Here is a 17505-nt window from a genome sequence, read left to right on the forward strand (position 1 = left end):
TTTCAGCCTCAGCTTACGGTGAAGGTGACCGTCTGCTCGCCGAACGGACGGCAGCGGGCGGTCAGGGTGATGGTTCCGGCATTGTCGCCGGCTTCGATATAAAGGCCGGTCGCGCCGCCCTTGAAGCTCGCGAGCGTCGGGCCGACGAGACGTCCAGCGCCTTCGACCGACAGTTCGACAGCATCGTCGAAGAAGGGCAGGATATTGCCGTTCTGGTCGAGCGCGCGCAGGATCACGCGGACCGTGTCCTTTTCGCCAGCGCGAAGATCGGTGTCGTCAGGGGCGATTTCGAGCTTGGCCGGCATCGGATCGGCCGGCAACGTCACGGTTTTCACCGCCTTGCCATCGACATAACCGGTGATCACGCCTTCGCGCCAGATGCGGCCCCATGTGCCGAATTCTTCCGGCGTCACCGAGCGCAGGTCCACGACGACGGGCGGATGCGGCAGATGCGGATAGGTGTCGCGGTCGGGAAGAACGCGCTTGGGTGCGAATTCGCCAAACTGGATTTCGACATAGTCGCAATTGGTGAGGATGATCAGCGGCAGCACGCCGCCGATATTGCGTTCGCCGCGCGCCCAGTAGGTGACCGGCATCAGCACCGCGCCCGTTTCCGGACCGCCCTGCGAAGCATAGGCATAGGCCGCGAATTTCGGTTCGCGATACATGTCCATCACGCCATGATAGCAGATGCGGTCGCCGGCGCCGAAGTCCTTGTGGGTGTTGTAGTCATACATGCACCAGCCGGTGCAGCCGGAAATCGAGGGATCGCCAGCAGCGGCGTCGAGCACCAGAAGATGGCGGGTGACATGTTCGGCCTGGCGCTGCTCCTGATCGACGCGCTTGGTCGGATACATGTGACCGTTATATTCGGTGATCATGTAGGGCACTTTATGCGTGATGCCGGTGGTCTCGGACTGGTCCCGCAGCACGACGCGGCCGCGATTGTTGCCCGGCATTTCTTCCTGGCCGAGGATGAAGTCGTTCAGCGTATAGACGTCTTCCAGCAGTTCGGAATTGGTGATGAAGCGCACGCCGCCGGTCTGACGGGTGGTGTCGAGTTCATGGGCGAGCCGGTTGGTCTCGAGATAGAAGTCGTGATTGTCCTGGGATTCGTTGATGCGCACGCCCCAGATGATGATCGACGGATGGTTCCAGTCGCGCTCGATCATGCGACGAACATTCTCGATCGATTCCTGCTGCCAGGCCTTGCCGCCGATATGCTGCCAGCCCGGGATTTCTTCAAACACCAACAGGCCGATTTCGTCGCAACGATCGAGGAACCACTTGGACTGCGGATAATGCGAGGTGCGCACCACGTTGCAGCGCAGCTCGAATTTCAGAATGTCGGCGTCCTTCTCCTGGCCGCGGCGGCCCATGGCGTAGCCAAGATGCGGCCAGGCCTGATGGCGGTTGAGACCGCGAAGCTTGACGTTGCGGCCGTTCAGGAAAAAGCCGTCGACGCGATATTCGGCGGTGCGGAAGCCGAAGCGGTTGGAATAGACGTCCTTGCCGGAAGCCGTCTCGATTTCGACCGTCAGCGTATAGAGGACGGGCGTGTCGAGATCCCAGATCTCGGCGCCGGCAATTCCGGAAAGCTCGACCAGCGTCTCAATGCCCGCGAGAGTCGCCTTGGCGGTCGCGATTGTCGCGCCCGACTTGTCGGTCATGGTAACGGTCGCCGAACCCTGAGCGTCGAGGTTCTGATGATTGGCGAGCTGGATCTTGGCGGTCACCGTCTTGGTTTCGGCCAGCGCGTCCGGAGTCTCGATCTTGACATTCTTGATCGCGACCGGGCTCGTCACCTTCAGCCAGACATCGCGATAGATGCCGGCATAGCAGAGATAGTCGATCATGCCGCCGAAGGGCGGGATTTCAGGATTTTCAGAGCCGTCGATCTTGACGGTGAGCAGGTTGTCGCCCTGCTTGAGGTAAGGCGTGAGCCTCGCTTCGAACGGCGTATAGCCGTCCTTGTGCGCGATGATTTCCTGGCCGTTGAGATAGACGACGGAATCGGCCATGGCCGCGTCGAACACGAGCGAAACTTCGCGGCCCTCGAAAGACGGCTCCCAGGCGATGACCTTCTGATAGGTGAAGGCCTTCTGATAGCTGGTTTCGTCGAAATAGTTATAGGGCAGCTCGACGGCAGTGTGCGGCAGGCGAACCGTTTCGCCAGCCTGCGCGGCGTTCACCCAACCCGGTTCGAAGCCGGCGGTGAAAGTCCAGCCGCCATTGAAAGTCTCGTATCTACGCATGGTTCTATCCTATTTCACCGAGCCAAGCATGCCCTGGACGAACTGGCGCTGCATGGCGAAAAACACGAAGATGGTCGGGATCGTCGCGATGATCGTGCCGATCATCACCGTTCCGAATTGCGGGGTGTAGCTGGAGGCCAGCGAGGACACGACCAACGTAATGGTCTTGGTGTCGTTCGACTGCAGCACAATCAGCGGCCAGAGATAATTGTTCCAGTTGGCCATGAAGACGATGACGAAAGCCGCTGCATAGGTCGAGCGCATCACCGGCATGTAGATGTAGAGGAAGATCTGCCATTCCTTAAGGCCGTCGACCTTGGCGGCGTCGCGCAACTCGGTCGGAAAGGCCTTGGTCGCCTGGCGGAAGTAGAAGATGATGAAGGCCGAGGCGATGGTGGGCAGAATGATGGCGATATGGGTGTCGATCAGCTTGGCCTTGGCCATCATCATGAACAACGGGATCATGATCGCCGCAAACGGCACCATCAGCGTCAACAACATGAGCGCATAGATGCGCTCGCGCCATTTCGACTTGAACATTTCAAAGCCATAACCGGCGAGCGAGGACACAAGCATCGTCACCGCTGTGCCGATGATGGCGATCTTGGCGGAATTCCACAGCACCAGCGGCAGATCGACGGCGGCCATGAAAGCGGCGACATTGTCAAAGAAGGCGCTGCCGAAGCTCATTTTGCCTTCGAGAATATCCGAATTGGTGTTGGTGGCGCTGATCCCCATCCAGATGAAGGGGAACACAGACAGGAAAGCCGCGATGCTGAGAAACAGATATTGCAGGGTCGCCGGCAAGAGGCGGATGAGGCGCTGCGCGTTCATTTGCGTTCCCTCGCGGCGTAGAATTGCAGGAAGGACAGGACTGCCACCATGATCACGATGACATAGGACACCGTCGCGGCGTAACCGTAGCTGGGCATATAGCGGAAGGTGAGATTGTAGATGTAAAGCGAGAGCGTCAGCGTCGAATCCGCCGGACCGCCCTTGCCCTCGGCGCTCAGGCTGTAGACTTCGTCAAACAGCTGCAGCGTGCCAATGGTGGAGGTGACGGTGGTAAACAGGATCACCGGTTTCAGCATGGGAACGGTGAGATAGACGAAGCGGGCCCAGGCAGGCACGCCGTCGATACGGGCGGCTTCATAGATCGACTTGTCGATATTCTGCAGCGCTGCGAGATAGAAGATCATATTGTAGCCGGTCCAGCGCCAGGTGATGGCGAGGATAACAAGCGTCTTGGCCCAGAAGGGCTCGGTGAACCAGGAAATCGGCGTATCGACCAGACCGATCGCGATCAGCGCCGAATTCACCACGCCGTCCAGCGAGAACATGCTCTTGAACAGGATGGAATAGGCGATCAGCGAGGAGACGCAGGGCAGGAAGATGGCGGTGCGAAAGAAGCCGGCGAATTTCAGCTTCGGATCATTGAGCGCGGCGGCCAGGATCAGCGCCAGCGTGATCATGATCGGCACCTGGATCACAAAATAGGTGACCGTATTGGTGAGCGCCTTGAGGAAAACGGGATCATTGGCCAGCCGCATGATGTTGCCGAAACCGGCGAATTTCATCATCATGCCCTTGCCCGCGTAAAGCGACAGCCAGAGCGACCTGAGGATCGGGAAGATCATGAAGGTCCCGATCAACAGAAGAGCGGGGGCCACGAACAGCCATCCGTTCACGTCGAAATATCGTTTCAATCCGCCGGGTTTCGCAGTGGCCATGGTCGTCCGTCTACTGGCTGGTGTGAAGTGTCGACAGATGTCGAAATGCGCGCCAAGGCTGCGGCGTCGCCGCCGCCGCCCCGGGGAGGAACGGGCGACGTTGCCGTCGCCCGTTTTTGATGATTACTGGATCTGGCCTTCGGCCTGGCTCTGGATGGCCTTCAGCACATCCTCGACCTTGGCGCCTTTGCCCATCGAGCCGAGATTGGCCGTCACAGCCGTGTCGACTTCGTTGGTGAAGATGCCGTAATTGACGGCCGGGATCAGGGCCAGCCAATCGGAGAATTTCTGCCAGACCTTTTCGCCGCCGAAGAACGGGTCTTCCGCGCCATAGGCTGCGCCTTCACGCGCCGCCATCAACGAGCCGACCGCGCCTCGCTCGGTGAGGATCTGCTGGTAGAATTCGGTGTCCTTGGCGTAGACTTCATTGAGGAAGTCAATGGCCTCGTCCTTTTCCTTCGAGCTTTCCAGCACATACCAGCTGGAGCCGCCAAGGTTGGATGCCGACGTCGCGCCTTCAACGGAAAGCTTCGGAGTAGCGGCAACGCCCCATTTTCCGGACTGATCAGCCTGAGCCTTGACCGTGCCGGTGATCCAGACGCCGGTCACGACAGCGGCGACATCGCCGGAGGTGAAGGAGGCGAGCCACTCGTTCCAGCCAGCAGTCGGCTTGAAGATGCCAGCCTGCATGATCTTGCCCTGGGTTTCGAGCGCAGCCTTGAGGGCCGCGTTGTTCTCGATATTCAGGTTGCCGTCATTGTCGAAATACCATTCGCCGGCCGACTGCATCATAATGCGCGTCAGGCCCGCGTCATTGGGATCGAAGCCCATCATCTTGTGGCCGGTCTTGGCCTCAACTTCCTTGCCGATCTCGATGAAGCGGTCCCAGGTGATGTTCTGCATGTCTTCCGGCTTGAAGCCGGCCTGCTCGAGATAGTCCTTGCGGTAATACATGCCGGTCACGCCGGAATCGAAGGGCATGCCATAGACCTTGTCGTCCAAGGTCATCAACTGCACCTTGTAAGGCGCAAAGCCGGAGTAATCGATCTTTTCGGACAAAGCGGCGAAAGAGCCCGGGAAGGACTGCAAATACTTCTGTGCGCCATAGTCTTCGATCAGAACAATATCGGGCAGCGTGTCGGTCGCGCCCGACGACAGCGACGTCTGCAGCTTCTGCTCGACGTCAGCCTTGGCGAAGTCGACAATGTTAAACGTGGTTTCAGGATGCTTGGCGGTGTAGCGCGCGCCGGCTTCCTTCATGATCGCCACGTTGAAATTCGGATCCCAGCACCAAACGGTGATTTCGCCGGCGAAGGCGGCGGTCGCGGTCAACACGCTGACGCTCGTCAATGCGGCGGTCGCAATACGTTTCAGAATTGATGAAATAGCCATTATATCCTCCCTGGAAATGGCGTTACGCCGGCAGGCCCCTCCTGCCTGTCGCGAAGTATCGTCAAAAAAACAGGGAACGCAAGAAAATTTTTAGTAAATATTTATTGCGACTGCGAAAAGGCTTTACGCAGGTGCGGAAAAATCCGGCTTGCGACAACTGTCCCGCCAGATCATTTCGGTGGCGATCGTCACGGTCTTGGCGTAGTCGCGGCCGTTCAACCGCTCGATCAGGAGATCCACCGCCGTCTCACCGATATGTTCGCCATGAATCTTGATGGTCGACAGCGCGGGGTTGAGGAATTGCGCGACAGGAATGTCGTTGAAGGAGACGATGGCGATGTCGTCGGGAATGCGCAGCCCGGCCTCCTGAATGGCGCGATAGGCGCCGATCGCCATATTGTCGTTGGCGGCCAGGATCACGTCGGGGCGCTGACTGAGACCGAGAATGGTCTGCGCCAGCATATAGCCGGTTTCGAGCCGCAGATTCTGGCCGAAATTGCAGTTCTGGCCGAGCGCGAGAAGTTCCGGATCGAAGCCGCCGCGCTCCTTCTGCCAGTCGATATAGGCGCGACAGCGGCGCTCGCCAAAGGGCTGGGTCTGGCCGTCGAGATGTTCATAACTGCCGATGAAGGCGATCCGCTTGTAACCCATGGCGTGAAGGTCGTTGAGCGCAGTCTCGGTGGCCAGGCCGACATCGCTGAACACGCTGTCGATGCGGCTGCTGCGCGGGTCGAAATCGGCGAAGACAAGATGCCGGCAATGGCTGCCGAGCCAGTCGATTTCATTTTTGGAGTGTTTGCCGATGACGATGACCCCCGCCACGCTCTGCAACAGGGCCGGATCCGGCAGGGCGTCGGAATGAAAGACCTTGACGATTTCGGTCTTGAATTCCCGACACCGGTTTTCGATGCCGAGGCGCACGCCGATATAATAGGGATCGCCCAGCTCGTCGGACGGCTCGAGAAAATGCACGATGGCCAGTCGCGGCAGGGCGGACACGGGCGCGGCGTGATTGACGAAAGCGCCGGGAAGCGCCGTCGACCGGTTGCGATTGCGCGGCGTGGCGTAGTTCAGCGCTTCAGCCGTTTCGATGATCGCCTGACGCTTGGCCGCCGAGATCGACAGCGCAGGGTCGTAGTTGAGCACCCTCGACACAGTGGCCGACGACACGCCGACGGCTTTAGCGATTTCCTTGATAGTCACCATGAGCGTAAGTCCGACATTCCCCCGATGCTAGGCGCTGCGACCCGCGAAGGCAAACATTTTTTAGTAAATGTTTACTTGGCCGTAGCCCCTGCATCCCCCGAAACTCTATGGCAGCCAAACCGGGCCAAGTCGAGCTTTTGTGACGCCGAGATGAAGAAAACGCCGCCAAACCGAACGCTTTCAGCCATTTCAGCCTTTTTATCGCAATCTCATTCGTGTAGGCAGCCGGCAAAACAAGAAGAACTGGAGTAGTAAAATCATGTCTTCTCTCGACTCCGCCCAGGCGGGCGCTCCGGCCAATAGCCGTGCGCGCGTGATTTTGGCGAGCCTGATCGGCACCACGATCGAATTTTACGATTTCTACGTCTACGCCACCGCCGCGGTGCTGGTGTTCCCGCATCTCTTCTTCCCGAAGGGAGATCCGACGACGGCGCTTCTGGCGTCCTTCGCGGTGTTCGGCGCCGCTATGGTCGCCCGGCCGCTCGGCGCGATCTTCTTTGGTCATCTCGGCGACAGGCGCGGCCGCAAGGCGACGCTGGTCGGCGCGCTGCTGACCATGGGGGTCGCCACCTTCCTGATCGGCGCTTTGCCGACCTATCCCTCCGTCGGTTGGCTGGCCACGCTGCTTCTGGTGGTGCTGCGCATGGCGCAGGGCTTCGCGCTCGGCGGCGAATGGTCGGGCGCAGCCCTGGTCGCCACCGAAAACGCGCCAAAGGGCAAACGCGCCGTGTTCGGCACCTTCCCGCAGCTCGGCGCGCCGATCGGCTTCATTCTCGCCAACGGCCTGTTCCTGCTGATCGCGGCGGTCCTGCCGTCATCGGATCCGTCGATGCCGTCGGAAGCTTTCCTGAGCTGGGGCTGGCGCATTCCCTTCCTCGCCTCGGCGGTGATGGTGATCGTCGGTCTGTGGGTGCGCCTCAACCTCGTCGAGAGCAGCGCCTTCGAAAAAACCGTCAAGACCGGCCAGGTGCGCAAGCTTCCGCTCGCCGCCGCCTTCCAGGGCCATGGCAAGCAGATCGTGCTCGGCACCTTCTACATGCTTGCGACCTATGTGCTGTTTTACCTGATGACGGCCTTCTCGCTGAGCTTCGGCAGCAAGCCCGTCGACGCCGCCGTGCCGGGTCTCGGCTACGACTATCGCAGCTTCGTGATGATGCTGATCTTCGGCGTGGTGTTCTTCGGCATCTTCACCTTCCTGTCCGGACCCTGGGCGGAGAAGTTCGGCCGCCGCAAGATGCTGATCGCGGTGACGCTGGGCATCGCCGCTTTCGGCCTGAGCTGGGTTCCGCTGCTCGCGCTCGGCAATCTCGGCGTGGTCGCCTGGCTGGTGATCGGCTTCAGCCTGATGGGCATGACCTTTGGCCCGATGGGAGCGCTTCTGCCGGAGCTGTTCCCGGCCAATGTGCGCTATACGGGTTCGGGTGTGGCCTACAACGTCTCTTCCATCCTCGGCGCGGCTGTCGCCCCGTTCATCGCCGTGGCGCTGTGGAGCTATGGCCAGGGCAGCCCGTTCTGGGTCGGCGTCTACCTCACCGCCATGGCGGGCTTGACGCTGATCGCGCTGTTGCTGGGTGAGGAAACCCAGCACGTCGACATCGACAAGTGATGCATCGGGAGCCGTCCGGTCCGCCGGGCGGCTTCTCTCAATACGTCTTCATGGCCAGATGCGGGATGCCCGCATCCATGAACACATCACCGAAGACTTTGAAGCCGAATCGCTCATAGAGACCGACCTTGTCGGTCTGGGCGGTCAGGAAAAACCGGCCGCCGGCTTCGTCGGCATAATCCTCCAGCACCCGCTTCATCATCGCCCCGGCAATGCCGCGGCCGCGAAAAGCGCTGTCGACCGCCACGCGCCCGATCTTCAGATGTTCGGGCCGGCGCACGATGCGGAGCACGCCCGCGACTTCGCCCTCCATCAGCGCCACCATATGGATCGCCGTGAGATCGTCGGCGTCGACCTCTTCCTCGGCCGGCACTTTCTGCTCGAGCACGAACACCGTCCGGCGCAACTGGAAGCCCAGATTGGCGAGCGTCGAAAACACCGGCGCGACGAGAATGACCGGATGAGCCGCCATCAACTTTCCTCAGGCCCGGAGATCGAGCAGTTTGTTGCGATGTTTCGGATGCGTGCTGTAGACGAAGATACGGTCGATATCCTTCTGCGGCATCATCGACAGAAACCGAACTTGCACGGTGTTGTTGGCGTAGACCCGCATCATCAGGCAGCCGACACGTGAGATCTTGGCGTCGGGAACATCGAGATAAAACTGTTCAGGCAGACTGAATTTTGTGTTCAGCGCCAGCACCGCGCCGCTGGTTCCGATCATGATCAAATCGCAACGCCGCGCCGCCATATGCATGACGCCCTTCTCGGTATATTCGAGCCGGGCGGCGTTCATCGTTTCCTCCATCGGGAACCGATGCTCCCGATCATACATGAACGACTCTTCCTTGTTCAGGAAATGCGCCTTGGTCGCGGTCATCGTGCGGCTGCCTGCATCATAATATTTTTTTGTCAGACTAGACCCGAGCCCTTAACAGAGATTTTCCTTCCCGGCTCCAAATCGACAAATCCTCGCACTCCGCGTTGGATTCGCGGATTATCCGTTTACCCGGAGGCTTTCCAGGTAATGCGACATCAACTGTGTTTGCGAAGCGATGCCGAGCTTGCGATAAATGTTGCGCCTGTGCACCTTGACGGTGCCGGTGGCGATGCCGAGCGTGAGGCCGATGGATTCGGACGAATGCCCCTGCAATACGAGTTGGATGATCGCCTTTTCCCGCTGGGTGAGCGTCGGCCGCGAACCTGGCGTCGGCGCCGATGGCGGGACCGGCTCCGCCTGCGCGAAACGACGGCCGAGATCACCCCAGCGGCGCCGGATCATCGCCGCGACCAAAGGTTCAGCCTTGCGAAGAAGGTCGATGTCGCCGGCGCGGAACAGGCCGGTCCCCTGCGCCCGCATCAGGGATAAGACCACGGTCGCGCCGCCGTCCACCGGAATGAAGAAGCCAATCTCTTCCGCCAGGCGCGTCTCGACATAGTAGGTGCGATAATATTCGCTGGCGAAGAACCGGTCGGGCGCGAGTTCGCGCATCCGCCACACACCAGGCCGAGGCAGGGTCGCCGCCCGGTAGAATGGATCAAGCAGATAAGGCCCCTCCTGATAAAGCGTCACGAAGACATGGTACTCCCGCTCATCAAAGGTCGAATAGAGATCGATCGGACGCGCTTCGCCGCAATAGGCAAAGATCACGCAATAGTCGAAGCGGGCCAGCGCGCCGAGCATATCGGCAAGCCTGCGGCCAACTTCCTCGTCCATGGCCTCGCCGGAATCCCAAAGAATCGACGCCGACAAAAACAAGGATTTGAAATCGACGCTCATGCCCGGCTCCTCCGCTGGATCATACTCCCCCGATCCATAAATTTTTATAAAAATACCTCTTTCGGGGTATATACCCCAAAAGCGGTATCCGCATAGTCTTTCAGCATCAGGGGAATAGATGGCGAGGCAATCGCCGCGACCCCAGGGGAACAGAACAGTGGAACCATCAGCCGAATTCGATGTGGAATTCCGCGGCGTCGCCAAGCGTTATGGCGATGTGACGGCGGTATCCGGAATAGACCTACAGCTGAAGCGCGGCGCTTTCATCGCGCTGCTCGGCCCGTCCGGCTGCGGCAAGACCACCTGCCTGCGGATGATCGGCGGCTTTGAGCAGCCGAGCGATGGCGATCTGCTGATCGCGGGCCAGTCCATGCGCGGCGTGCCGGCCTATCGCCGCCCCGTAAACATGGTGTTCCAGCATTACGCGCTGTTTCCGCATTTCGACGTCGAAACCAATGTCGCCTATGGCCTCAGGCAGATCCGCCCGCGTCTCGACGACAAAGAAATTCGCCGCCGCGCCGCAGAGGCGCTCGACATGGTCCATCTCGGCAAATTCGCTAAGCGCCGCATTCACGAATTGTCCGGCGGCCAGCAGCAGCGCGTCGCGCTTGCCCGCGCCATCGTCAATCGCCCCCGCGTTCTGCTTCTCGACGAGCCGCTCGCCGCACTCGACAAGAAGCTGCGCATCGCCATGCAGCTGGAGCTTCAGAACCTGCATCGCGAACTCGGCATCACCTTCCTGCTGGTGACCCATGATCAGGAAGAAGCGCTGTCGATGAGCGACCAGGTCTGCGTGATGAATACAGGCCGCATCGTGCAGCTTTCGAGCCCGCAGGATATCTACGACAATCCGGCCAGCCTGTTCGTGGCCGATTTCGTCGGCAAGACCAACAGGCTCGACGCGGTGGTCGAACACCAGGGTGGATCCGTCGCGGCCCGCTTCGGCAACGGCCTCGTGCTACCCCTCACCCGTCCTGATGTTGCGATCGGCAAAGCAGTGGTGGCGATCCGTCCCGAAGCCATCGCGCTACAGCCCGCGACACCTGCCTCGACAGGTCTCGTCGGCGACGTCACGCATCGGATCTTTCTCGGCTCGTCGGTGGAATATTCGGTCGCCGTTGCCGGCCTCGGCGATCTCCTCGTCTTTGCCGATCGCGCGCTGCAAGGCGGAGCCGCCAGTCTTTATGAGCCGGGCGCGCGGGTGGAGCTCACCATCTCGCCCGCCGCCCCGCATGTCTTCTCGCATGACGCAGCATAACCGACAACAAAGGGAACAGTGTGATGACGACCAATGACAAGCCTTTGACGCAAGACCGTTTCGCCGACGAACTGATGCGCTACAAGCGCGGCTCGGTGAGCCGCCGCCATTTCCTCCAGGTCACCGGCCTGGGCCTGGCCGCCGCCGTGTTGGGTCGCCAGACAGGCCTTCTCGGCTCGCCCGCTTACGCCGCCGGCGATCTCGGCACGCAGATGTCGATCGCCACCTGGCCCAATTACCACGACCCCGCCACGTTCGACGCCTTCACTGCCAAGACCGGCGTCGCCGTCGAGGTCAATGTGTTCGGCTCGAATGAAGAAATGCTCGCCAAGCTGCAGGCCGGCGCCTCGGGCTGGGACCTGTTCGTGCCGACGAATTACACCATCTCGACCTATCAGAAGCTCGGCTTGATCGATGAACTCGATCTCGCCAAACTGCCGAACTTTTCGCCGGCGACAGAGAACCAGCGCTTTACCCATGAAGGCGCGATCGACGGAAAGACCTATGCCGTGCCGAAGAACTGGGGCACGACTGGCATCGCCTTCAACTCCGCCAAGATCAAGAGCCCGGTGACCTCCTGGAAGGACTTCTTCGATCTCGCCCAAGGCGAGGCCGACGGCCGCGTGATGGTGCATGACTACCAGCTGACCACGATCGGCAGCGCGCTGGTGGCGCTCGGCTATGGCTTCAACTCGATCGCGGCCGACGAATTGGCCAAGGCCGAGGAACTGCTGATCAAGGTCAAGCCGAATCTCTTCGCGATCAATTCCGACTACCAGCCCTCCATGCGTTCGACCGACGCCTGGATGACCATGTGCTGGACCAATGACGGCGCCCAGCTCAATCGCGACATGCCCGACATTAAATTCGTGCTCGGCAAGGATGGCGGCGAGATCTGGTGCGACTTCTACGCCATCCCCAAGGATGCGCCGAACAAGCCGGCGGCCTATGCGCTGCTCGACTACCTGATGACTCCAGACGTGGCGGTGAAGGAGCACATCTTCAACGGCGCGCCGACCACCGATTCCCGCGTCATGGCGCTTTTGCCCAAGGACGTCACCTCCAACCTTATCGTCTATCCCGACGAAGCCTCGCTGACGCCGCTCGAATTTGGCGCCGCCGTGACGCTCACCGATCCAGGTCGCGCCGAAGTCATGGCGCGGTTCAAGTCGGCCTGACGGGAAAGGTCGCGATCATGGCGATGACGGCGGAGAGAAAGCAGGCGCTGACGACGGCGGGGCTTATGGCTCCGGCGGCGCTGTGGATGCTGGTGTTTCTCGTCCTGCCCTTCATCGCCATCATCGTCTTCGCTTTTGGCGAACGCGCGCCCGAAGGCGGCTATCAGGCCGCCTTCACCTTCGCCCAATTCGCCAATCTGCCGAGCCGCGCCAAAGCCTTCTTCAACACGATGATCCTCGCCCCGACGGGCGCCTTCGTCTGCTTGATCGTTGGATATCCCGTCGCTTATTTCCTGGCGGTCAAGGCCGACAGGCGCTATCGGCTGCTCTTGGTGTCGCTGATCGTCGCGCCGTTCTGGACCAGCCTGCTCGTCCGCACCTATGCCTGGATGTATATTCTCGGCTCGCGCGGCATTCCAAATCTCCTCGGCATGATCGGCATCGAGGACTTCAGGCTTATCAACACGCCGTTCGCCGTGATCATCGGCATCGTCTATGGCTATCTGCCGCTGATGATCATGCCGATTTATGTCAGTCTCGAAAAACTCGACCGGCGCCTGCTCGAAGCCTCCTCCGATCTCGGCGCCAAGCCGATTGCGACCTTCTTTCAGGTGACGTTGCCGCTTTCCCTCCCCGGAGTCATGACCGGGGTCGCGCTCGTCACCATTCTTCTTCTCGGCGAATATTTGATCCCGCAACTGCTGGGCGGCGGCAAGGTGTTCTTCATCGGCAATGCGCTGGTGGATCTCTTCCTGCAATCGCGCAACTGGCCGTTCGGCTCGGCGATCGCGCTGACGCTGGTCGCTGTGGTGGTGATCGTGCTGACCGTGTCGATGCGCCTTGCTTTCCGCATTGCCGGAACCAAACAAGTGGATCTGATCTGATGCGGGCGCTTGTGACAGCTGTTTACCTGTTCCTGTATGCGCCAATCGCGCTGGTGGTGCTGTTTTCCTTCAATGCCGGCCGCAGCGCTTCGGAATTCACCGGCTTTTCGCTCGCCTGGTACGCCAAGGCCTTTTCCAACCGGTTTCTGCTCGAAGCGCTGCAGAATTCGCTGCTGATCGCCTTCGTCTCCGCCGGCCTCGCCGCCGTATTCGGCACCATGGCGGCTCTCGGCATGGAGCGGCTGGGGAAACGCAGCCGGCTGGTGTTCGACGCCTTGTTCGCCGCCGCCATCGTCGTACCCGGCGTGGTGATCGGCATCGCCACGCTGGTGGCGCTGGTGGCGGTGTTCGGCGCCGTCAATCCGCTGATCGCCAGCCTCTGGCCCGGCGAGACGCCGCCGAAACTCGGCCTCGGCTATGGCTCGATCATCGCTGCGCATGGACTGTTTTCGCTGGCGCTGGTGACGATGATCGTCAAGGCGCGCGTCGCCTCGCTCGGCCGCGATATCGTCGAAGCCTCCAGCGATCTCAACGCCACGCCGCTCACCACATTCAGGCTGATCGTGCTGCCGCAGATCATGCCGTCGATCGTGGCGGGCTTCTTGCTGGCCTTCACCTTCTCCTTCGACGATTTCATCATCGCCTTTTTCGTCGCGGGCTCGAAGACGACGCTGCCGATCTACGTCTTCGCCTCGATCCGTCGCGGCGTAACCCCTGAAATCAACGCGATCGCCACATCCGTGCTGGTCGCCTCTCTCATGCTGATCGGCCTGGCGCGCACGCTGATGCGCGACAAGAAGCCCCGGGCCGCCGAAGGAGACTGACATGATCCTCGCAAACCAGACGGCCATCGTCACCGGCGCGGGTTCCGGCATCGGCCGCGCCGGCGCGGAAATCATGGCGCGCGAAGGCGCCTATGTGGCCGTCTTCGACCGCGACAGGGCAGGCGCCGAGGAAACCGTGAAACGGATCAAGGATGCGAGCGGCGAGGCCGAAGCGGTCATCGTCGACGTCACCAACGACGCAGGCCTCACCGCAGCGATTGCCGAACTGCATGCCCGGCGCGGCCGTATCGACATTCTCCACAATCATGCCGGCGCCCAGGTCGAGGGCGATCTCGAACAGGTCAGCCTCGACGGTTTCGACAAGTCCTGGGATCTCAATGTGCGGGCGCATTTCATCGCCGCCCGCGCCGTGATGCCGTTCATGAAGGCGGCGGGACGCGGCGTTATCCTCAACACCGCCTCGAGCTCAGGCATTCTCTATGATCGCGAAATGATCGCCTATTGCACCACCAAACATGCGGTGATCGCCATGACCAAGCAGATGGCCGGCGATTATGCCAGATATGGCGTGCGGGTGAATGCGCTGTGCCCCGGCTGGGTGGACACGCCGTTCAACGAGCCCTTCATCCGCCAGGTCGGCGGCCGCGAGGCGATCGAGGCCTATATCTCCAGGCGCGTGCCGATGGGCCGCTGGGCCCAGGTCGAGGAGATTGCCGAGCCGATCCTGTTTCTCGTCTCGCAGCGGTCTTCTTATATCACTGGGCAGATCCTGGTGGCCGATGGCGGCGAGACCGTTGCCTGAAGGGAACCGGATCGGTCACCGCACGTTGACGCCTCGCGCGATCCGCGCCGAAAGGACTCCGATGTTCATTCCTCCCGTCACCCTCGGCCTCAACATGATGCAACTGGCTTTTGAATCCAATCTGGTGATCGGCCTGCGGATGATCACGCTGGGCGCCGGCGGCCAGAAGGCCGCGACCGAAGCGCAATTGATGGTCAGCGAAAAACTGCAGCTGGCGGGATTGCTCGCCATCGAAAACGCCTTCGCGCTCGCCCAGGGCAAGTCCCTTGAAAGCACGCAGGCGCGTTCCGTTTCCCGTTATCTCCGCGCCGTCCGCGCCAATCGCCGCAGGCTTTTGCGATAAACAGCTTGCGCGTCGGCGCGGGCTTGGCCATGACAAGCCATGAACACGAATATTGCGATCATCGGCGGCGGCCCGGCAGGGTTGATGGCGGCGGAACGGCTTGCCGAACTCGGCCATAAGGTCATCGTCTACGAGGCGATGCCGACCGTGGCGCGCAAATTCCTGCTGGCCGGCAAATCCGGTCTCAATCTCACCCATGCAGAGCCCTATGCCCGATTGATGTCTCGCTATGGATCGGCATCTCCCCGACTTCGGCCGGGGCTCGACGCTTTTCCGCCCGAGGCGTTGCGCGCCTGGGCCGATGGGCTCGGCGCGGACACATTTGTCGGCAGTTCCGGCCGCGTCTTCCCCAGGGCGATGAAGGCTTCGCCCCTGCTCCGCGCCTGGCTTCTGCGGCTGTCAAATCTCGGCGTGGAGATCAAAACCCGTCACCGCTGGGTGGGATTTGACGGCGACGCCTTACGCGTTTCGACGCCCGACGGCGAGATCACGCTGTCTTCAGCCGCGACATTGCTGGCGCTCGGGGGCGCCAGCTGGCCACGCCTCGGCTCGGACGCCGCCTGGGTGTCGTGGCTGCAACAGCGTGGCGTGTCCGTGTCGCCGTTTCGTCCGGCCAATTGCGGTTTCGATATCGATTGGAGCCCGGTGTTTCGCGAGCGCTTCGCGGGAGCGCCGTTGAAATCCGTCGCGCTTCGCTCTGCGGCGGGCGAAACGCGTGGCGAATTTGTGATCTCCAGGCACGGAATTGAAGGAAGCCTGGTCTATGGCCATGCGGCCGCCATCCGTGATGGCCTCGAAAATGCCGAAACCGAGCCGCTCGTCATCGATCTCCAGCCGGATCGGGGCCTTGATCGGCTCGAGACGGAATTCCGCCAACAGAAAGCCAAGATCAGCCTCAGCAACCGCCTGCGCAAGGGGGCGGGGCTCGACGGTGTCAAGGCCGCGCTTTTGCGTGAGCTGACGCCGGAACTCGGCTCGCTCGGAGCGGACGCAGTCGCGCGCCGGATCAAGACATTGCCGTTGCCGGTGCTCCGCCCGCGACCGATCACAGAAGCGATTTCCAGCGCTGGCGGCCTCGACTGGGCCGAGGTCGATGAAAATTTGATGTTCAGGCGCATCCCCGGCCTGTTTGCCGCCGGTGAGATGTTGGATTGGGAAGCGCCGACAGGCGGCTATCTGCTATCCGCCTGTTTTGCGTCGGGGCGACATGTCGCATCAGGAATGCACAGCTGGCTATGCGCCTAGAGCGTGTCGCAATCTTTCGGATTGGCGCCTTACGTTTCTAATTTCTTGTTTGTTGGATGTCGCCGTCCGAAACCTGCGGCTGCTTTTGGGCAACCTGTTTTAGTGAAGGACGCGGTGATCGTCGGCCATGGGGTCTGAGAACAACCTCAGCACGGGGCAATCCGCCAGCGCCCAAACCGCCTTGGTCATCGCGGCGTGATCCCACCCCGTCATGACGGGCGAGATCATGCGAGCCGCCGAGGCATCGTGCGAATTCGAATCAGTGTTGTTCTTGTCATGCATCATGTGCGCCTCGGTATCGCTGGGAAACGCCGCAGGGAAGCCGGTGGTTCCGGCTATCCCTCGACGATTGCATCCGCGACCGTTCTAATCACTAATTTTGTCTTAACGGCGACGTCTGGCCTCCACCTACGGTCTTATAGATGCAAAAACGCCCGGTGATTTTGTCACCCGGCGTTTAGGAACTGATTTTTGGTTGCGGGGCCTTTGCATACCGAGACATGTAAATTCAGATCACCGGGTCTTCTCGCAGCATGGGCCCGAGGTCGAATGCAGTCGCCACCACGCTGCAGCGCTCCAAAGGCGGCCAGTTCGTCAGCCACATCCAGGCGCTGCCCGGAACGCCCTATGACGGCCACACGCTCCAAACCGTCATCCCCGCCATCAAGGGCCCGGTCGGCGCAACGTTGACGTGCATCATCGCCGATACCGGCTACAAGCGCCACAACGCCCCAAGTCCCACCGCTTCAAAGACGACACCGCCGGCCAGAAGCGCAGTATGCCTGATCAGATCAAACCGGATCTGCGCAGGCGATCGGCCGTTGAACCCGTCATCGTCCACCTCATGGACGACCACCGCATAGGCCGAAACCATCTCGCCCATGCCCAAGGCGACGCTATCCACGCCGTCCTGGCTGCAATCGGCTACACCTACCGGCGCTTCTTCGCCGGGATCGCTGTCTTAAGCGCATTCATCTGCGCAGCACTTGCTCCGCACGACGCTTCAAATCCGACGCTGAATAGCATTTAATGCTCGGTCTT

At 60.9% G+C, this 17505-nt stretch carries 18 protein-coding genes; 9 read left to right on the forward strand and 9 right to left on the reverse strand.

From position 1 onward, the window contains the following. Positions 1-8: 8 nt before the first annotated feature. The 5 genes from M2360_RS03750 to M2360_RS03770 all read right to left on the reverse strand — a co-directional run bounded on the left by M2360_RS03750 (position 9) and on the right by M2360_RS03770 (position 6583). Positions 9-2255, reverse strand: a complete 2247-nt coding sequence (locus M2360_RS03750) for a glycoside hydrolase family 2 TIM barrel-domain containing protein (RefSeq protein WP_280773013.1) — start codon at positions 2253-2255, stop codon at positions 9-11. Positions 2256-2264: 9 nt separating this feature from the next. Further along, positions 2265-3089, reverse strand: a complete 825-nt coding sequence (locus M2360_RS03755) for a carbohydrate ABC transporter permease (protein WP_280773014.1) — start codon at positions 3087-3089, stop codon at positions 2265-2267. Continuing rightward, positions 3086-3985: a sugar ABC transporter permease gene (locus tag M2360_RS03760; RefSeq protein WP_280773015.1), complete on the reverse strand. Its 900-nt coding sequence runs from the start codon at positions 3983-3985 to the stop codon at positions 3086-3088. The genes M2360_RS03755 and M2360_RS03760 overlap by 4 nt, the downstream gene beginning before the upstream one ends. 123 nt (positions 3986-4108) lie before the next feature. Then, the gene (locus tag M2360_RS03765; RefSeq protein ID WP_280773016.1) at positions 4109-5377 is read right to left on the reverse strand and encodes an extracellular solute-binding protein; all 1269 of its coding nucleotides are present in this window, start codon (positions 5375-5377) and stop codon (positions 4109-4111) included. A gap of 123 nt (positions 5378-5500) precedes the next feature. Continuing rightward, a complete protein-coding gene (locus tag M2360_RS03770; protein ID WP_280773017.1) occupies positions 5501-6583 on the reverse strand; it encodes a LacI family DNA-binding transcriptional regulator in 1083 nt (360 codons plus the stop codon). Between the two features lie 259 nt (positions 6584-6842). On the opposite strand from M2360_RS03770, the gene M2360_RS03775 reads away from it, so the two are divergent. Continuing rightward, complete coding sequence (locus M2360_RS03775; RefSeq protein ID WP_280773018.1) at positions 6843-8189, forward strand: MFS transporter; 1347 nt, start codon at positions 6843-6845, stop codon at positions 8187-8189. Between the two features lie 37 nt (positions 8190-8226). On the opposite strand, the gene M2360_RS03780 is transcribed toward M2360_RS03775, so the two are convergent. The 3 genes from M2360_RS03780 to M2360_RS03790 form a co-directional block, all read right to left on the reverse strand. Beyond that, positions 8227-8661 (reverse strand): GNAT family N-acetyltransferase, encoded by a 435-nt coding sequence (locus tag M2360_RS03780; RefSeq protein ID WP_280773019.1) that lies wholly within the window; start codon positions 8659-8661, stop codon positions 8227-8229. Positions 8662-8670: 9 nt separating this feature from the next. Further along, positions 8671-9024: a hypothetical protein gene (locus tag M2360_RS03785; RefSeq protein ID WP_280773086.1), complete on the reverse strand. Its 354-nt coding sequence runs from the start codon at positions 9022-9024 to the stop codon at positions 8671-8673. Between the two features lie 162 nt (positions 9025-9186). Continuing rightward, positions 9187-9969 (reverse strand): helix-turn-helix transcriptional regulator, encoded by a 783-nt coding sequence (locus M2360_RS03790; protein WP_280773020.1) that lies wholly within the window; start codon positions 9967-9969, stop codon positions 9187-9189. 118 nt (positions 9970-10087) lie between these two features. Between M2360_RS03790 and M2360_RS03795 the strand changes: the two genes are divergently transcribed. From M2360_RS03795 to M2360_RS03825, 7 genes are all read left to right on the forward strand, one after another. Next, positions 10088-11227, forward strand: coding sequence for an ABC transporter ATP-binding protein (locus M2360_RS03795; protein WP_280773021.1), 1140 nt, complete (start codon positions 10088-10090; stop codon positions 11225-11227). A gap of 23 nt (positions 11228-11250) precedes the next feature. Next, complete coding sequence (locus M2360_RS03800; protein ID WP_280773022.1) at positions 11251-12405, forward strand: spermidine/putrescine ABC transporter substrate-binding protein; 1155 nt, start codon at positions 11251-11253, stop codon at positions 12403-12405. A 17-nt stretch (positions 12406-12422) separates the two neighbouring features. Then, positions 12423-13289 carry an ABC transporter permease gene (locus tag M2360_RS03805; RefSeq protein WP_280773023.1) on the forward strand — a complete coding sequence of 289 codons (867 nt, stop codon included), beginning with the start codon at positions 12423-12425 and terminating at the stop codon, positions 13287-13289. Next, positions 13289-14113 (forward strand): ABC transporter permease, encoded by an 825-nt coding sequence (locus M2360_RS03810; RefSeq protein ID WP_280773024.1) that lies wholly within the window; start codon positions 13289-13291, stop codon positions 14111-14113. The genes M2360_RS03805 and M2360_RS03810 overlap by 1 nt, the downstream gene beginning before the upstream one ends. A 1-nt stretch (position 14114) precedes the next feature. Beyond that, positions 14115-14876, forward strand: coding sequence for an SDR family oxidoreductase (locus M2360_RS03815; RefSeq protein ID WP_280773025.1), 762 nt, complete (start codon positions 14115-14117; stop codon positions 14874-14876). A 61-nt stretch (positions 14877-14937) separates the two neighbouring features. Continuing rightward, positions 14938-15219, forward strand: coding sequence for a hypothetical protein (locus M2360_RS03820; protein WP_280773026.1), 282 nt, complete (start codon positions 14938-14940; stop codon positions 15217-15219). A 39-nt stretch (positions 15220-15258) separates the two neighbouring features. Continuing rightward, complete coding sequence (locus M2360_RS03825; RefSeq protein ID WP_280773027.1) at positions 15259-16464, forward strand: TIGR03862 family flavoprotein; 1206 nt, start codon at positions 15259-15261, stop codon at positions 16462-16464. Between the two features lie 99 nt (positions 16465-16563). Here the strand turns inward: M2360_RS03825 and M2360_RS03830 are convergent, their stop codons facing one another. Further along, complete coding sequence (locus M2360_RS03830) at positions 16564-16749, reverse strand: hypothetical protein (protein ID WP_280773028.1); 186 nt, start codon at positions 16747-16749, stop codon at positions 16564-16566. 493 nt (positions 16750-17242) lie between these two features. Here M2360_RS03830 and M2360_RS03835 point away from each other — a divergent pair, with 493 nt between their 5' ends. After that, positions 17243-17494 carry a hypothetical protein gene (locus M2360_RS03835; protein WP_280773029.1) on the forward strand — a complete coding sequence of 84 codons (252 nt, stop codon included), beginning with the start codon at positions 17243-17245 and terminating at the stop codon, positions 17492-17494. The last annotated feature ends 11 nt before the right edge of the window (positions 17495-17505 follow it).

The sequence above is a fragment of the Rhizobium sp. SG_E_25_P2 genome (genome assembly GCF_029892285.1).
Classification (GTDB): Bacteria; Pseudomonadota; Alphaproteobacteria; order Rhizobiales; family Rhizobiaceae; genus Rhizobium_E.

Excerpts from the sequence above, each read along its gene's own strand:
- M2360_RS03775 (WP_280773018.1), top strand. The coding sequence starts at position 6,843 with ATGTCTTCTCTCGACTCCGCCCAGGCGGGCGCTCCGGCCAATAGCCGT.
- M2360_RS03795 (WP_280773021.1), top strand. The coding sequence starts at position 10,088 with ATGGCGAGGCAATCGCCGCGACCCCAGGGGAACAGAACAGTGGAACCA.
- M2360_RS03825 (WP_280773027.1), top strand. The coding sequence starts at position 15,259 with ATGAACACGAATATTGCGATCATCGGCGGCGGCCCGGCAGGGTTGATG.
- M2360_RS03805 (WP_280773023.1), top strand. The coding sequence starts at position 12,423 with ATGGCGATGACGGCGGAGAGAAAGCAGGCGCTGACGACGGCGGGGCTT.
- M2360_RS03830 (WP_280773028.1), bottom strand. The coding sequence starts at position 16,749 with ATGATGCATGACAAGAACAACACTGATTCGAATTCGCACGATGCCTCG.
- M2360_RS03800 (WP_280773022.1), top strand. The coding sequence starts at position 11,251 with ATGACGACCAATGACAAGCCTTTGACGCAAGACCGTTTCGCCGACGAA.
- M2360_RS03755 (WP_280773014.1), bottom strand. The coding sequence starts at position 3,089 with ATGAACGCGCAGCGCCTCATCCGCCTCTTGCCGGCGACCCTGCAATAT.
- M2360_RS03780 (WP_280773019.1), bottom strand. The coding sequence starts at position 8,661 with ATGGCGGCTCATCCGGTCATTCTCGTCGCGCCGGTGTTTTCGACGCTC.
- M2360_RS03810 (WP_280773024.1), top strand. The coding sequence starts at position 13,289 with ATGCGGGCGCTTGTGACAGCTGTTTACCTGTTCCTGTATGCGCCAATC.
- M2360_RS03815 (WP_280773025.1), top strand. The coding sequence starts at position 14,115 with ATGATCCTCGCAAACCAGACGGCCATCGTCACCGGCGCGGGTTCCGGC.
- M2360_RS03750 (WP_280773013.1), bottom strand. The coding sequence starts at position 2,255 with ATGCGTAGATACGAGACTTTCAATGGCGGCTGGACTTTCACCGCCGGC.
- M2360_RS03760 (WP_280773015.1), bottom strand. The coding sequence starts at position 3,985 with ATGGCCACTGCGAAACCCGGCGGATTGAAACGATATTTCGACGTGAAC.
- M2360_RS03770 (WP_280773017.1), bottom strand. The coding sequence starts at position 6,583 with ATGGTGACTATCAAGGAAATCGCTAAAGCCGTCGGCGTGTCGTCGGCC.
- M2360_RS03790 (WP_280773020.1), bottom strand. The coding sequence starts at position 9,969 with ATGAGCGTCGATTTCAAATCCTTGTTTTTGTCGGCGTCGATTCTTTGG.
- M2360_RS03765 (WP_280773016.1), bottom strand. The coding sequence starts at position 5,377 with ATGGCTATTTCATCAATTCTGAAACGTATTGCGACCGCCGCATTGACG.
- M2360_RS03820 (WP_280773026.1), top strand. The coding sequence starts at position 14,938 with ATGTTCATTCCTCCCGTCACCCTCGGCCTCAACATGATGCAACTGGCT.
- M2360_RS03785 (WP_280773086.1), bottom strand. The coding sequence starts at position 9,024 with ATGTATGATCGGGAGCATCGGTTCCCGATGGAGGAAACGATGAACGCC.
- M2360_RS03835 (WP_280773029.1), top strand. The coding sequence starts at position 17,243 with ATGCCTGATCAGATCAAACCGGATCTGCGCAGGCGATCGGCCGTTGAA.